We start from the raw sequence: 15,822 nt of genomic DNA on the forward strand, positions 1-15,822 counted from the left end.
CACGGGGAGACGAGCTAAATCGGTGGTGATCAGGTCACAGTTACACGCACGCGGGGAACGGTCCGCGCAGCGCATCCTTCCCCGCGTGCGTGTAACTATGACCCGAATACCCGCATGATCTTCTCGCGCGTCTCCCTGTGGATGACGGGAAACACAAGGAGATAGCCGCAGCAGAGCACCGTGCGCAGGATGAGGTCGGAAACCAGGCTGGATCGATCCGCCAGGATGCGGGTGACCTTGCCGTCCTTCCAGTCGCCGAGCGGCGTGGCGGCCACGCCGTCGATGACCGCGGGCATGGCCGTGTCCCGGAGCCAGTGGTAGGGACCCAGGACCGAGAGATCGAGATTGGCCAGCACGACGAAGAAAGACACCGCGGCCAGCGAGATCAGGATTAGCTTGCGCCACTCCAGGTCGATCCGGTAGCGCCGCTGCGAGACCGCGCTGCCCCAGGCGGTCACACCGGCCTGGGCCACCGCCGCGGAAAAGGCGGCCCCGTACAAACCCCACAGGTGAATAAAGAGAAGGGACAGCCCCACCTTGATCACGGACATCACGCCGCGGATCAGGGCCATGGTCTTGGTCTCCTTGGCGTAGTAGAGCCCGAAACCCACATGCAGGTAGATCCCCTGCATGATCATGGTCAACACCTCGACGCGGGCGATGCGGTAGGCGGGCCAGAATTCCGGCGGCGTCAACAGTTCCAGCACCGTGCGGATGTTGACCACGATCAGCAGGCCCCCGAAGGAGACCAGGAGCATGAAGTAGGTGAAGACCCGGCCGATGCGCTGGGGGGCGTCGGGCTCGTCGGCGATCTCGGTGCGGGTGGTGTTCCAGGAGCGCATGAAGGGCTGGCTGATCAGGAGTCCGATCAGCACCGGGAACTTGTAGCCCATCTCCAGCACGCCGACGCTCTCGAGGTTGAGCTGGAAACGCACCAGCACCCGTTCCACCTGCCGGGAGACGAACGAGGCCAGGTTGCCAGGCACCAGCGGCAGCTGGAAGACGATCAGCTCGCGGGCGATCTCGCGGTCGTAACCGAGGCCGCATTCGCGCGCGGCGATGACGATGAAGCAGGCGGCGGCCACCAGCGCGGTCACCAGCGAGCTCAGGAAGTAGCCGAAGAGACCCCAGTCGAGCACCAGGACGAACCAGATGCTCGTCCCCAGACCGATGAACAGCCGCACCAGGCCGATGACCGAGAAGGCCACCGAGCGTCTCCTGATCAGCAGGATGGTGGCCGCGGCCAGGCCCGTCAGCTCCAGCACGAAGCCGCCCAGGGCCAGGATCAGCAGGACGGCCTGGTCGGACGATTCGAGCATCAGGGCGCTCAGGGGACGTGAGAAGACCGCCACGAGCGCCGTCAACGCCAGTGAGGAGCCGCCGATCAGCAGCACGCCGGTGCTGATGACCCGCGCCTTGAGCTCGGGCGGCTTGTCGTGGTAGATGCGGATGATCCCGCCCTGCGCACCGTAGGCCATCAGGCTCATCAGCAGGGCCAGGCCGGTCTCGACCATGCCGATCACGCCGTAACCCACGTCCTGCAGCACGTGGGCGTAGAACGGCAGCATGAAGAAGCTGATCAGCTTGCCCAGGACGGCCGCGATCGTGTAGATCGACGCGTGGCGGAACGTGCTGCGGACTTCGGACATCTACTCTCCGAGCGGTCGGAGTTCGCATCCGCGCGGCGCGGAGCGCAGGAACTGCTCGTGCCAGACGAGCGACGTGTAGATCTGCATCAGGTTGTGGAAATACCAGTCCTTGCCCTTGTCGAATTCGGACAGGAGCCGGTCGACCTTGGCCTGCAAGATGAAATCGCAGCCGGAGGCCGCCACGTCCGACAGGACACCGGTGATCTCGTCGCGATAGACCTTGTTCTTGCGCAGCCAGGCCTCGCGGTCGTGGTAGGTGACGCGGCTGCGCGGATTGATGCGGCCGCGGGTCAGCTTGCGTACGAGCTTGTTCAACTCCAGACGCTTCATGCGCCTGTCGACCGTGCGCGCTACGTCGCGGGGATCGGCGAAGAGATCGTGCCCGGTGCGGCTCCAGGGGACGCGGGCCAGGTCGGTGACGCGGCGGCGGTACATGTCCAGGTAGATCGGGTTCTGCAGCTTGTCGGGCAGCGGAATGCGCTGGTAGAGATCGAAGAGGTCGGTGTCGACAAAGGGCGTCAGGTCGTGGAAGAAGTACTTGTGCACGTCCACCGACGTCTGCATGCGCCGGCCCGTGTTCTGGACCAGGTGCATCATCTTCTGGATCCCGAACTGCGGGTAACGGCGGAAGTCCTGGAACGTGGACCATATCTGGTCCCGTGCCAGTTCCCTCATCTCCTGCGCGGTGTCGGGGGCCATGAAGAGATCGAAGGTCCGGCTGCCGCGGTCGGCTCCCGTGAAGGCGAGCACATTCCGCCGCAGTTCCTCCTCGTCCTCGATCAGGACGAGGTCCTCCGGCTTGATGTAATGCCCCGAACCGATGGCCAGGTAGGGCCCGATGATCCCGTTGAGAAAGGGATCCGGTCCCGGCCCGAGCTGAGCTGAGATGCCGATCAGTCCGGCGTTGCGCGCGTTGCACATGCCGTCGTTGAGCCAGACGGCCTGCCGGGCGTGCTCGCCGTACCAGGCGGGTCGGATCTCGATCAACTCGTGGCGGTGTTCGAGCCCCAGCGTGCGCACGACCTGACGCGCGATGAGGTATTCGTCGCAGTCCGGCTGTCCGTGGGTGAAGATCTGCAGGTCGTCGCCGCGCTCGCGCACCAGGTGCAGCAGCAGGCGCGAATCGAGACCTCCGGACAGCGCCACCACGATGCGTTTCGCGTCGGCCGGCAGGCGCTTGGCCATCGACCGCTCGTACAGGGACAGGGCCTCGTCCCCGAAATCCTCGCGGCTGCGCTCCTCGACCGCCTCGAAGTTCGGGCGCCAGTAGCGCTCGAGGGATGCGCGTCCGTCCCGCAGCACGAGCCGGCTGCCCCCCATCAGGATCTTCGCGCGACGCAGCAGGGTATGGTCGCCGAAGGGACATTCCTGGGCCAGGAAGGTCGCCACCGACGCCCGGTCGACCTCGAGGTCGACCCCGCGCCAGGCCAGGCACACCTTCAGCTCCGGCCCGAACAGGAAGACCTGATCGTCCAGGTACCAGTGCATCTGCGAGAAACCGAGATGGTCGTTCAGGATGATCAGGCGGCCGTCGCGGCCGTCGTCGATCACGAGGTTGAAGTGCCCGCCGACGCGGTGGATGAAATCGTCGCCGTCGGCGAGGTAGATCTCCAGCAGCCGGCGTGCGAAATCCGGCGCCGTGTCGGGCACGTGCCGTCCGTCGATCGTCAGGGCCGTTCCTTCGACGAGCAGACGCACGTCGCCGTCGGCCGCGAGGTGCGTTTCCTCCCTGAAGGCGGGATTGACGGAGACGGCGCCGAGGACCCTGCCGCCGCGCCGGCTGACGCAGCTCCGGTACCACTCCTGGTGGGTGATGAGACCGCGCATGGCGCCGGCGATGCCGCTCGCATCGCGGTCGGGTCTCAGGGCCACCACTCCGAAGATACCTGGCATGGATCACGGCTCCTTCCCGGGAAAGCTCCAGTCGACTGGCTGGCATGATAGCACAGCGGTCCGCGGGCGCCACGGGTTCCTGTCCTTGCCGCAAGAGCGGGCGCGGCCTAGAATGACCTCGACGCCAACCGGAGGTCCGATCATGCCCAGCCAGCCCTCGCCCGACCTGCAGACGTTCCCCAACCCCCGGACCGGGCGTGAATACGAGATACTCTTCGACTGCCCGGAATTCACCTGCCTCTGCCCGTTGACCGGTCAGCCGGACTTCGCCCGTTTCAAGATCCGCTACATACCGGACAGGCTGTGCGTGGAGCTCAAGTCGCTGAAGCTGTACCTCTGGACTTTCCGGGACAGGGGTGCGTTCCATGAGGAGGTGACCAACGAGATCCTCGACGAGCTGGCGCGGGTGCTCGACCCGTGGTTCCTGGAGATCGACGCCAAGTGGTTCGTGCGCGGCGGCATCACCACCTACGTCAGGGGCCGGCACGCCAAGGAGGGCTGGCAGGGAGAGCCACCGTCCCCCCGCGACGCCTGGTGACACTCAACCGAGATGACCGTAGATAGCCACGAAGTGGCAGATGCTGCCGGTCAGCACGAACAGGTGCCAGACGGCGTGATGGTAGCGCATGCCCCGCCAGAGGTAGAAGACGGTGCCGCCGGTGTAGGCCACCCCGCCCGCGAGCAGCCAGGCGAGCCCTGCGGACGGCACGTTGGCCAGCATGGGCTTGATCGCGATGATGCAGACCCAGCCCAGTCCGATGTAGAGCAGGGTCGAGAGCAGGCGGAACTTGCCTGCGAACCGCACCTTGAACAACACACCCACGACCGTCAGTCCCCACACAACGCCGAAGAGGCTCCAGCCCCACGGGCCGCGCAGGCTCACCAGCAGGAAGGGCGTGTTGGTCCCGGCGATCAGCACGTAGATGAAGGCATGGTCGAGCACCTGGAAGACCGACTTGGCGCGTCGCGGCGTCAGGGCGTGGTACAGGGTCGAGGCCGTGTAGAGCAGCACGAGCGTCGCGCCGTAGATGGCGAAGCTGACCATGCGCCAGGGATCGCCGCTGGCGACGGCCCGCACCACCAGCAACACCAGCCCGACCACGCTCAGGGCGGCGCCGAGACCGTGGGTGACGCTGTGGGCGATCTCCTCGCCGACCGTGAAGGACCGCTTGTCGCTCCGCATCAGGGCTCCCGTCTGATGATCCGCCGCCCGCAGGAGGGGCAAGCACCTTCCCCGTCCAGCAACGCCTCGACCGCATACCCGCCGCGCCGGACGACCGTTTCGCCGCAGCCGGGGCAGACGGTGTCGGAGGCTCCGGCCAGAATCACGTTGCCCAGGTAGACGAAGTCAAGCCTGGCGCGGGCGATCGCGGCCGCCCGCTGCAGGGTCGCCACCGGGGTGGGCGGTGCCCGCAGCTTCCAGGCGGGGCGGTAGGCCGAGAAGTGCAGCGGGATCGCGCGGTCCACACCCGCCACGAAGTCGACCAGGGCCTCGATCTGCACGTCGGCGTCGTTGTGGCCGGGGATGACCAGGTTGGTGATCTCCAGATGCACGCCGGCGGCGTGCAGATGCTCGATGGCGTCGAGCACCGGCTGCAGGCGCGCCTTGCAGATCTTGCGGTAGAAGGCGTCCTCCATGGATTTGAGGTCCACGTTGGCGGCGTCGAGCAGGGGAGACAGCTGTGCCAGGGGACCGGGATTGAGGAAACCGTTGGTCACCACCACGTTCCGCAGTCCGGCTTCGCGGGCCAGGCGCGCCGTGTCGCGCACGTACTCGTACCAGACCAGGGGCTCGCTGTAGGTGTAGGCGATGCCCACCGAGTCGAGTCCGGCGGCCATGGCGACCGCGGCGGCAGGTTCGAGGCGGCGGGTGGCGCCGCCGCGCTGCTGGCTGATGGTCCAGTTCTGGCAGAAGGCGCAGTGGAGATTGCAGCCTGCCGCGGCGATGGAGAAGATCTGACGGCCGGGATGGAAGTGGTACAGGGGCTTCTTCTCGATGGGATCGAGACCCGCGGAGACGACCTGGGCGTACTGCAGGGGCCGCATCTCCCCCCCGCGGTTGCCGCGGGTGCCGCAGGGACCGTCCCGGCCGGCGCGCACGCGGCAGCCCAGGGGACAGAGTTCGCAGACGACCGCGCCGTTGCGCGCCGGACGCCACCAGGCTGCCTGCACCGTCGCCGTCATCGCTTCGCCTCCAGTTCGGCCAGAGCCCAGCGCGCCACCTCTCTGACAGCGGCGTCGGGATCTTCGTCGGCCGCCTCGCGCACCACCTCGACAAGGTCGTTTCGCCCGGTGTTGGCGGCCACCACCAGGGCGTTGCGGCACATTCCCCCGGGATGGGTCCGCCAGAGCGGGCTGCGGCGGAAGAGGGCGCGAAAAGTGTCGGCATCGATGCGGATCAGGTCGGCCAGACCCAGCTCCGCGTGCGCCGGCGACGTTGCATAGGCCTCCAGGGGCGGCCCGCTCGCCAGACGCGACGCCTTGTGGTTCCAGGGACAGACCTGCTGGCATATGTCGCAGCCGAAGAGCAGGCCCCCCTGTTCGCGGCGCCGGCCGGCCGGGGCGTTTCCGCGCCACTCGATATTCCAGGTGGAGATGCAGTGCCCGGCGTCCAGGGTGAAGGGCCGAGCCAGGGCGCCGCCGGGACAGGCGTCGAGGCAGAGCGTGCAGTCCCCGCAGAGCGCATCCATGCCCTCCGGCGCGGGCGCGCGCGCGGCCGGCGGCCCCAGCAGGGGACGCGGCGCCTCGGCCAGGCCGGTGATCCGCAGGTTGGTCAACGCCACGCCCAGAAACAGCGCGGAGCCCAGGTGCGGGTGGATGAGCATCGTGTTCTTGCCGTAGAAACCGAAGCCGGCCAGCCAGGCGTACTCGCGCTCGAGGAAGGGCCCGGCATCGACGGCGTCCTGGGCCACGAGGTCCGCCTCCGCGCGCAGGACGCCCCGGCGGTGCAGTTCCTCGCGCAGGGATTGCGTCAGGCGGCGGATCGAGCGCCGCAGGACATCGTGGTAGTCGTCGCCGCGGGCGTACCTGGAGACGCCGGCGGTCCAGGGACGGCCACCGTGGCAGCCTTCGCGGGCGTCGGTGTCGTCGGGGTCCCAGCCGTTGGCGTAGCGCTGGGCGAAGACCAGCAGCGACGCCGCCCAGTCGCGTCCCCGGGTGGGATCGAGACGGTCCACGGGGTCGCGGCCCATGTATTCGAGCCCGCCGTGGCGTCCATCGCGCAGCCAGGCGAGATAAGCCGGTCCGTGGGCCAGCCGCCGGGGCAGGGCAACGGCCCCGACCAGATCGATGCGGTGGGCACGGGCGGGCGCGTCCAGGATGTCGCGCAGCTGCAGGGCGGAAAGGACCGGCGCAGCCATGTCAGCACAGGCGCTTCACGGCGGCGTCGTAGCCGGCGAGGAGGCGATCGACGACCTCCCGGACCGAGGGCACGTCATCGATCAGCGCCGCCACCTGGCCGATCTCCAGCTCGCCCTCTTCGAGATCGCCTTCCAGCATGCCGCGGCGGGCGCGCCCCTCGCCCAGCATGGCGGCCAGCTCCTCGCGCGAGGCGCCTACTGCCTCCAGAGCCACGATCTGCTCGCGGAAGGCGTTGCGCAGCAGCCTGACCGGCACGTGTTTCTTGAGCACCAGCATGGTGTCGCCGCCCTCGACCACCGCGCGCTTGAAGGCCTCGTGTCCCGAGGATTCGACCGTGACGGCGAAGCGCGAGCCGATCTGCACGCCGTCCGCGCCCAGCGCCAGGGCGGCGGCCATCTGCTCGCCGGTTGCGATGCCGCCGGCCGCCACCACGGGGATCGACACCGCCCGCGCGCATTGCGGCACGAGCACCATGGTCGTCAGCTCCTCGCGGCCGTTGTGCCCTCCGGCCTCGAAGCCCTCGCAGACCACCGCGTCGCAGCCGGCCTGCTCGCACTTGCGGGCGAGCTCGGCCGTCGCCACCACATGTATGAAGGTCGCGCCGGCCTCCTTCAGGGGACCGGCCACCCGGCGCGGCGTGCCCGCCGAGGTGACGAAGATGCGCACGCCCTCCTCCAGGGACGCCTCCAGGTTCTCGCGCGCGTACTTGTGGATCAGGGGGATGTTCACGCCGACGGGCTTGTCGGTGAGTTCGCGCGCGCGGCGGATCTGCGCGCGCAGGAAGTCGGGCCGCATGCTGCCCGACCCGATCAAGCCGAGACAACCGGCGGCGGCGGCGGCGGCGGCCAGTTCGGCGCCGCTGTTGTAGATCATACCCGCCTGGATGATGGGAAACTCGGTGCCCAGCAGCTCGCGGATACGATTTCCGGTCCAGCGTTCCATGATGCGCCTCGCTCGGGGCTTGCGGTCCCACCCGTGGGTCGTGCCTCGTAAATGACGATACCACAGGCGCGACGAGCATCGGAGAGGTTTCGTGGCAGCGCGTCGGTCGATGATATTTAATAAATTTAGAATATGATTGACTTATATACCACCATACAAGTATGGTATGTGCACCCCGTCGCCGTCGTGCTCCTGTCGACAATGGACCGCTTGCCTGGAGGTCACAGATGCGTCACCGCCGTTTCCACATGTTTCTCTGGTCGCTCCTGGGCATTCTCGCGCTGCACTCACCGCCCACGCATTCCGCAGTCAACGGCGACCACGTGGTGCTGAGCTGGAACGATCTGGGCATGCACTGCATGAACAGGGACCACGCCGCCATGTCGATCCTGCCGCCCTACAACACGCTCTACGCCCAGATCGTGCGGCGCGGCGACGCCGCGACCCCGCCGCAACTCGTGACCGCGGGCGCCACGGTCGAGTACTCCATCCCCGGGAACACCTATTCGGTGGGCAAGACCGACTTCTGGGATCACGACGTGGCGCTGTTCGGCGTGGATCTGCCCGACAACGTGGGACTGACCGGCAACGGCCTGTCCGGCGCGTGCGAGGCCTGCGCCGCGCACTTCACGGCCGAGGGCATCCCGCTCACCCCCTTCGCCGATGCGGCACCGACCGTGGAGGCGCCCTACCAGCTCGGTCTGGTCATCGCCCGCGACGGCGGCGGTCTGGAACTGGCGCGCAGCCGGCCCGTCCTGCCGGTCTCCACCGAGGTGAACTGCGTCACCTCGGGCTGCCATTCGAGCGAACAGGACATCATCTACGGCCACGAACTCGCCGGGGGCTACGATCCCGCCGACCAGCCCATCCTCTGCGCCGGCTGCCACGCCTCGCCGGCCCTGGGCACGACCGGTATCCCGGAAGCGGGCTACTTCTCGTTCCGCATCCACGACCAGCACAAGTTCCTGGACGAGACGATGCCCGGACAGGACGGCTGCAACATGTGCCATCCGGGCCCCCAGACCCAGTGCCTGCGCGGCACCATGGCCACCGACTACGCCATGATCTGCCAGGACTGCCACGGCGACCTGAACCAGGTGTCCGGCTCCATCGAGCACCAGGGCCGCGTGCCCTGGCTGAACGAGCCGGCGTGCCGCGATTGTCACGCCACCCAGTACGGCGAGCCGGCGGGCCGGCTCTATCGACTCAGCACCGGGCACGGCGGGCTCATGTGCGCCGCCTGCCACGGCTCGCCCCACGCCATCTGGCCCAGCCGCGAGGCCAACGACAACCTGATGGCCGAGGACCTGCAGAACGCGGCCGGCACCCTGCGCGATTGCACGGTCTGCCACGGCATCGTGCCCGACGGTCCCGGTCCCCACGGCTACACCCCGACGACGGACGTGCTGGAACTGGAGCTGGCGCGCGAGGGCGGCCGACTGCACGTATATCCCTCGCCGCTGAGGCCCGGCGCGACCGCCACGATCAAGGCCTCGGCCGCCACGGGCGCAACCGGCAGGCTGCTCGTCTTCGACGTGCGCGGGCGCGCGGTACGCCTGCTGCGCCCGCGCGCCGGCGAGAGCGGGACGATGGTGGCCAGCTGGGACGGCCGCGACACGGACGGCGATCAGGTGGCCGCCGGCACGTATTTCCTGCGCTGGGACGACGGCCACGCCAGCGCCTCGGGCAAGGTGCTCGCAGTGCATTGACCATTCGGAAGCGGTGAGTGCGAAGCCCCCGCATGTCACGGGGGCTTCGTCATTCGAGGGGCCGCTGGTCCCCGGGCGTGAGCCGGATCATCCTGATCTTCTCGACGGTGATCAGGCCGTTGAGGATCATGCCCTCCAGCGCGGGCAGCAGGGCATCGATGCGCTCCGGCCCGTCGGCGATCTCGATCACCATGGGCAAGTCGGCGCTCAGGCGCAGCACGCCCGCCTTGTGGATGCGCAGGTCCGCGCCGTAGCCCTGCACGCCCCGCAGCACCGTGGCGCCGGCCATGCCGCGGTCGCGGCAGAGCTCGACGATGGACTCGTAGAGCAGCTTGCCCCCGTGCTCGGCGGTCTCGTCCACGTAGATGCGCAGCAGCTTGCCCTCGTCCTCGGTGCGCATGATCGGCTCCTTTCGCTCGCGGCTTTCAGGCCGGCGGCGCCTCCCCCGGCAACGGGAACCAGCGCAGCCGCTCCAGATCCTCCGACAGCGCGGCCGCGGTCGGGACGGCCGGGACGATCGCATCCATCAGCGCGCGCGCCTCTTCCAGATACCTCTCGCCGGCCTCGTCGGTGGCGTGGTGGTGCCGCGCCGTGTAGGCGAGGCGCCCTTCATGGTAGGTGATGTCGCGCAGACCGAGCGAGGCCTCGCGCTGGAAAGAGGCATGCGCCCAGATGCCGCTGACGGCGTCGAAATCGTAGTGGGACAGCAGGCGCCAGCCTTCGTCGGCGATGGCCTCCACGGCGCCGAGGATGAAGTCGAAGGTCCGCTCGGAGATGAAGTAGTTGAAGTTGACGCGGACCCAGCCCGGCTTGATGCCCTCGCTGCCGTGGTTGATGGCCGCCTTGAACCGCTCGGACTCGGCGATGTCGATGCCCAGCAGCCGGTGGCCGTACGGCCCGGCGCAGGAACAGCCGCCGCGCGCCTGGATGCCGAACAGGTCGTTCAGCAGGGCGACCACGAAGTTGTGGTGGAGCAGCTTGTCGCCGCAGCGGATGACGAACGAGACGATGGACAGCCGGTGGACCTCGAGGTTACCCAGGATCTCGATCCCGGGATGGCGCGACCAGCGCGCGATGGCCCGCCGCACGAACGAGCTTTCCAGGACCTCGATGGTCTCCTCGCCCACCGCGCGCTTCAGCCCGAAGACCAGTCCGGCGCGGATGGCCTCGATGATGGCCGGTGTGCCTCCCTCCTCGCGGTGGATGGGATCGGTCAGGTAGTCGTGCGCTGCGGGACCGACGTACGAGACGGTGCCTCCGCCGGGTACCGAGGGCACCCTGTTCTTCAACAGGTCGCGCTTGACCATCAGGACGCCGGGCGTGCCGGGCCCGCCGATGAACTTGTGGGGCGAGATGAACAGGGCGTCCTTGGAGGCCCGCGGGTCGCGGCCGGCCGGCGCGTTCATCTCGATCTTCATATAGGGCGCCGCGGCGGCGAAGTCCCAGAAGGCCAGCGCGCCGTGCTCGTGAAGCAGCCTGGAGATGCTCCAGGTATCGGAGACGATGCCCGTCACGTTGGACGCCGCGGAGAAGCTGCCGATCTTCAGGGGCCGACCGGCGTGACGGTGCAGCCGGTCCTCGAGCATGCCCCGGTCGATCTGGCCGTTGGCGTCCTCGGCGATCACCACCACGTCGGCGATTGACTCGCGCCAGGGCAGCTCGTTGGAGTGGTGCTCGTAGGGACCGATGAAGACCACCGGCCTCTTTTCCGGGGGTATGTGGGCCGACAGGCCGAACGCGGCGTCCAGGTCGGCGGGGATGCGCAGGTTGAGGATCTCGACCAGCTTGTTGATGGCGCCGGTGGCGCCCGAGCCGCAGAAGATCACCACATCCCGGTCGCCGCCGCCGCAGATCTCGTGGATCACCGCGCGCGCGTCCTCGCGGAAACGGGTGGTCTGCAGGCCGGTGCTGGAGCTCTCGGTATGGGTGTTGGCGTAGAGGGGCAGCACCTCCTCGGCGATGAACCGCTCGATGAAGTCCAGCGAGCGCCCCGAGGCCGTGTAGTCGGCGTAGACGATCCTGCGGAGGCCGTAGGGCCCGCGCAGGGCGCGGTCGCGCCCCACGACGCCGTCGCGGATGGTCTCGATGAGCTTCGCGGTCTGCGGTTCCAAGCGGCGCCTCCCCGGGTGACCGGCAGAGGGTACCGCCTGGCGTGCCGCGAGACAAGGCCGCGGGTCAGTAGAGACGCTTCTGGTCCGTGCCGACGAGTCGTCGGCGGTGTCCAGAGCGGGAACGGAAGGGCCCGGGTCCCGTCAGACCGGCTCATCCGGCAGGAATTCGCTTCATCCCTTCGAGACGGTTCCCGGCGTCCACCATATCGGCCGGCATCGGTCGCGCGTCCTTCCAGATCTCGACGAACTTCCCGAACTCGGCCGCAGCCTCGGCCAAGCGCCCCGCATCCTGGTACAAGACGCCCAGTCGGTAGTGGTCCCGGGGCTCAACGAACAGTCGTCCGCGTTCGTTGGCGTTCGCCGAGACGAGGCGTTCGTACTCTGCTATCGCCTGAGCCGTGTCACCCGACGCCAGGTACGCCCGGGCTGCGACGTCTTGGCGTGATAAGTTGAGAGGCACGATGGTGACATCATGAATATGATCGAGCGCGTACCGCCTGGCTGTGCGGAAAATGGCGGCTGCCCGTTCGGGATCGCCCTCCGCCAGCATGACTTCGGCCCGCAGGCATCTGGCGCAGTGTTCCAGCGTCGGCGAATAAACCGGTTCCACTTCCGCCAGGCGCGCTTCCAGCTGCTCCAGGCACGTTCGGGCGGCGGCAGTATCGTCAGCCTGCAGAAACGAAAGACCATGGAAGTAGGCCTGGAGGGTCCCGTGCAAGGCTCGACGCCCGGGCGTGGCTCCCCGATTGAAGACCTCGATGGCGCTATCGCAATAGCGCCGGCCTGTTTCGATCTCTCCGAGGTGGAGGTAAACCCAGCCCAGTATGTAATCGGTCAGGCTCTTGGCCACCTCGTCGGGCGCGAGATCGGCAGACAGGCGCAGTTCGTACAGACAGGTGTCTCTCTTGCCCAGCCAGAAATCGCAAAAACCCCGCCATTTGAAGCCGTGTCCCTTGATCGCCGGAGTGGAGGTGGAGTTGATGAAGCGGTCGAGGCTCTGCAGGGCTCGATCGTAATTCTCGTTCAATCCATGCAGGTACCATATCTTGGCGTGCGATGCGAAAAAGTCGGGCCGCAGCGCGATCGCCTGCTCGTACTTGCCCAGGGCGACGTCCAGATCTCCCATCCTCACATGGATATCGGCCATGGAGTCGTATGGATTCGCATCCAACGGCGTCATGGTTGCATAACGCTCGAAGTACGCGAAGGCGCGCTCGAAATCGTTGCTGTCCGCATAGGCGTAGGCGATGCTATTGAGGGCGGGCGCGTATCCCGGATCGAGGGAGAGCGCCTCTCCGAGCGCGGCGAGTGCTCGTCCATATAGCCCCTCGCTCCTGTAGTTCACGCCCAGGCACCAGTATGCCAGTTTTTCCTGGGGGTATTTCGAGACCAGTTGTTCGAGCAGCCGCGCTTCCTTTTCGCGATCGTTCTCGATCAACCGGGCGTGACTGGATTCGATGTAGAGTCGCTCCTTGTCCGACGCCCGTTCCGCAAGGTTCATGGCCCTGCTTATGGCCTCGCGAGACTCGGAGCTCCCGCGCAGGGCCCAGGCGAGATAGAGATGGGCTACGGCGAAATCACCATCGATGGCAACGGCGGCCCTCAGGTCGCGAATGGCCTGGTCGTCGTAGTATTTCAGGTAGGCGTCCCTGCCCTTCTGGAACTCCCGGTAGGCAGCGAAGGACCGCGTCGTGACGTCCGCGATCCCGGGCAGCGTTTCCGCTTCGCCGGCTTCCGGGCGAGGGATCCCGCGCACGATTTGACTGGTCAACTCGTCGATCTGTTTCTCCAGGATGCTGGCCGGTCCCCGCCCCCTCGAGCTCGCGCTTTCGAGCAATGCCTTGGTGGCCACGTCGAGAACCTTGATATCCGTCGCGAAGACATCGCCGGCGCTGGTGACGCTGCCGGTGACGAGGACCTGTACGTCGTCCATGCGGCAGACCTCGAAACCCAGCGAGCTGTCGATGGCCTCGACCTCTCCCCGTTCCATGCGCGCGAGAAGGTCCTGCATGCGCTCCCACGTCATCACGCGAAAACTCCGGGACTGCTCCAGGGACGTGATGAGCAGATTGGGTATGGCCTCTTTCAGGTAATCGTAAGCCGCATCTCCGGTCCGGTTCTCGAAGCCGATGACCGCAATGGGCATGACGTTCACCGGTGATGAGCGTCGGTGAAGGGGCGGCCAGAAGGCGATAATTCCAAGCAGCAGGGCGACGGCGACAGCAGCCCCCGCGACCGGACCGATCCTGCGCTTCCGCGCCGCTTTCCCGCCGCCGGACAGCAGCGAATGTCGGCTTTCCCGTGTCCCGGGCTTGCCGTCCAGCCCGGTCAGGTCGGCAAGGATCTCGTCCGCATCTTGATAACGTTCGCCCGCATTCTTCCGCAGTGCCTTGCAGGCGATCGATTCCAGCAGCGGGGGGACGACGTCCCGGTGCGAGGACAGCAGCCCGGCGTCTTCGTTGATGATGGCGTACATCGTCGCAGCGGCCGAGACACTCTGGAAGGGCAGTATCCCCGTCACCATTTCGTACAGCACGACACCCAGCGACCAGAGGTCGGATCGAGTGTCGATCACACCGCCTTGCACCTGTTCCGGAGACATGTAGGCCAAGGTCCCGAACGTCCCGCCGGTCCTGGTCAACTGGGTGTTGTCGAGCAGCTTCGCCACACCGAAATCCACGAGCTTGACCATGCCGTCCGTCGTCAGGAATATGTTGGCCGGTTTGATGTCCCTGTGGACGATGTTCTGCGCATGCGCCTTGGCCAACCCGCGGGCGACCTGTTGCACCATGTCGACGCTCTCGTCCAGCGTCAGCGGACCTCTCGCGATCCGCTCCTTGAGGCTTTCTCCCTCGTAGTGGGCCATCACTATGAATAGACGGCCATCAGCGGTCTCGTCCACCTCGTGAATGGTGCAGATGTTCGGGTGGTCGATGGCGGAGGCCGCCTTGGCTTCGCGGATGAAGCGGGCCTTGGCTTCGGGATCATGGGTGAACTCGGGAGCGATGAACTTCAGGGCGACGGTCCGGTCAAGTTTTGCATCCTTCGCCCTGTAGACCTCGCCCATTCCACCTTGGCCAAGTTTCTCGACAATCCGGTAATGGGATACCGTTTGGCCTATCATCTCGCCCCCCGGCGGGCTTCGGGTTCACCTCAACAGCACGATCTTCGCCGACTGCGCCCCCTCCTCCGTCTCCAGCCGGACCAGGTACGCGCCCGATGCCACGGCGCGTCCTGCGTGGTCGCGCCCGTCCCAGAACACGGAGTGCCCGCCCGCCGGATACGGCCGGCCGGCCAGGATCGCCACGCGGCGGCCGGTGGCGTCGTAGACGGCCAAGTCCACGCGGCCGCCCCGCGCCAGGGAAAACGAGACGGTGGTGCCGGGATTGAAGGGGTTCGGATGCACCCCATCGAGACGGGTGCGCGACAGGGGCGGCAGTTCGACGGTCCGGCTGGCCAGCAGTGCCGGCTCGGACGCGCCCTCGTCCCGACAGGACAGGTCGTAGGTGATCACGACCGGACGGTCCGCGCGCGGCGGCGCGTCCAGCGCCCGGTAGGCGCCGGCGTCCGTCGCCGCGAAGGGCACCGGCCATGTCGAGGCGCCGGAGCGGGCGTCCAGGCGCAGTTCCCCGGCCTCCTGCGCCGGCTCGACGCGCCAGTTCAGCTCGACCCGCGTGCCGGTCCAGGCCGCGTCGAAGTCCTGCAGGAAGACCGGCACCAGCGTGCCGTCGACCCAGCGGGCCAGGTTGCAGGAGATCTCGCCCCGGCCGCCCACGCTCGAGAAGTTGCCGCCCAGGTAGAGGTCGCCCTCGTGGACCTGCAGGTCGTGGACCACGGCGTACCCTGTGCCCCTCTGGACGCCGCCCTCGTACTCGCGCCAGCCCGCGCCGTCCCAGACGGCGATGCCGCCCGCGGGGGCGCCCCCCGCCATGGTGAAATCGCCGCCCACATACAGCTCGCCGCCCACCGACGCGATGGTCGCCGCATTGTAGATCATGCCCGGACCGCCGAGTCCGTCGCCCAGCGCATGCCAGTCCGCGCCGTCCCAGCGGGCGATCCCGGCGGCCGCCGCGGCGCCGGCGTGCGCGAAGTAGCCGCCGGCGTAGAGATCGCCGCCGTGGCTGCCCAAAGCGTAGACGATGTTGTCGGCGCCCAGGC

12 protein-coding genes are annotated in these 15,822 nt (G+C 67.6%); 2 read left to right on the top strand and 10 right to left on the bottom strand.

Features of this window, described 5'->3' with window-relative positions:
- Positions 1–95: 95 nt before the first annotated feature.
- Together KJ554_00510 and KJ554_00515 are read right to left on the bottom strand one after the other, a co-directional pair.
- Positions 96–1,649, bottom strand: coding sequence for an oligosaccharide flippase family protein (locus tag KJ554_00510; protein ID MBU0740812.1), 1,554 nt, complete (start codon positions 1,647–1,649; stop codon positions 96–98).
- A complete protein-coding gene (locus tag KJ554_00515) occupies positions 1,650–3,542 on the bottom strand; it encodes a hypothetical protein (GenBank protein MBU0740813.1) in 1,893 nt (630 codons plus the stop codon).
- A 142-nt stretch (positions 3,543–3,684) separates the two neighbouring features.
- On the opposite strand from KJ554_00515, the gene queF reads away from it, so the two are divergent.
- Positions 3,685–4,080, top strand: coding sequence for a preQ(1) synthase (queF, locus tag KJ554_00520; GenBank protein MBU0740814.1), 396 nt, complete (start codon positions 3,685–3,687; stop codon positions 4,078–4,080).
- A gap of 3 nt (positions 4,081–4,083) precedes the next feature.
- On the opposite strand, the gene KJ554_00525 is transcribed toward queF, so the two are convergent.
- The 4 genes from KJ554_00525 to KJ554_00540 are packed head-to-tail and all read right to left on the bottom strand — an operon-like array spanning position 4,084 to position 7,844.
- Complete coding sequence (locus KJ554_00525) at positions 4,084–4,725, bottom strand: hemolysin III family protein (GenBank protein MBU0740815.1); 642 nt, start codon at positions 4,723–4,725, stop codon at positions 4,084–4,086.
- Positions 4,725–5,726, bottom strand: coding sequence for an AmmeMemoRadiSam system radical SAM enzyme (amrS, locus tag KJ554_00530; GenBank protein MBU0740816.1), 1,002 nt, complete (start codon positions 5,724–5,726; stop codon positions 4,725–4,727). Before amrS ends, KJ554_00525 begins: the two co-directional genes overlap by 1 nt.
- Positions 5,723–6,901, bottom strand: a complete 1,179-nt coding sequence (locus KJ554_00535) for a DUF1730 domain-containing protein (GenBank protein MBU0740817.1) — start codon at positions 6,899–6,901, stop codon at positions 5,723–5,725. Before KJ554_00535 ends, amrS begins: the two co-directional genes overlap by 4 nt.
- Before the next feature lies 1 nt (position 6,902).
- The gene (locus KJ554_00540) at positions 6,903–7,844 is read right to left on the bottom strand and encodes a nitronate monooxygenase (GenBank protein MBU0740818.1); all 942 of its coding nucleotides are present in this window, start codon (positions 7,842–7,844) and stop codon (positions 6,903–6,905) included.
- A gap of 227 nt (positions 7,845–8,071) precedes the next feature.
- Between KJ554_00540 and KJ554_00545 the strand changes: the two genes are divergently transcribed.
- A complete protein-coding gene (locus KJ554_00545; protein ID MBU0740819.1) occupies positions 8,072–9,553 on the top strand; it encodes a hypothetical protein in 1,482 nt (493 codons plus the stop codon).
- 49 nt (positions 9,554–9,602) lie between these two features.
- Here KJ554_00545 and KJ554_00550 read toward each other — a convergent pair whose 3' ends face one another.
- The 4 genes from KJ554_00550 to KJ554_00565 all read right to left on the bottom strand — a co-directional run.
- Positions 9,603–9,953, bottom strand: a complete 351-nt coding sequence (locus tag KJ554_00550) for a DUF190 domain-containing protein (protein MBU0740820.1) — start codon at positions 9,951–9,953, stop codon at positions 9,603–9,605.
- Between the two features lie 25 nt (positions 9,954–9,978).
- The gene (locus KJ554_00555; GenBank protein ID MBU0740821.1) at positions 9,979–11,664 is read right to left on the bottom strand and encodes an aminotransferase class V-fold PLP-dependent enzyme; all 1,686 of its coding nucleotides are present in this window, start codon (positions 11,662–11,664) and stop codon (positions 9,979–9,981) included.
- Positions 11,665–11,815: 151 nt separating this feature from the next.
- On the bottom strand, positions 11,816–14,731 hold the full coding sequence (locus KJ554_00560; GenBank protein ID MBU0740822.1) for a protein kinase: 2,916 nt from the start codon (positions 14,729–14,731) through the stop codon (positions 11,816–11,818).
- 81 nt (positions 14,732–14,812) lie between these two features.
- A partial coding sequence (locus tag KJ554_00565; protein MBU0740823.1) for a T9SS type A sorting domain-containing protein occupies positions 14,813–15,822 on the bottom strand: 1,010 nt, incomplete at its 5' end.

The organism is bacterium (assembly GCA_018814885.1).
Lineage (GTDB): Bacteria > Krumholzibacteriota > Krumholzibacteriia > LZORAL124-64-63 > LZORAL124-64-63 > JAHIYU01.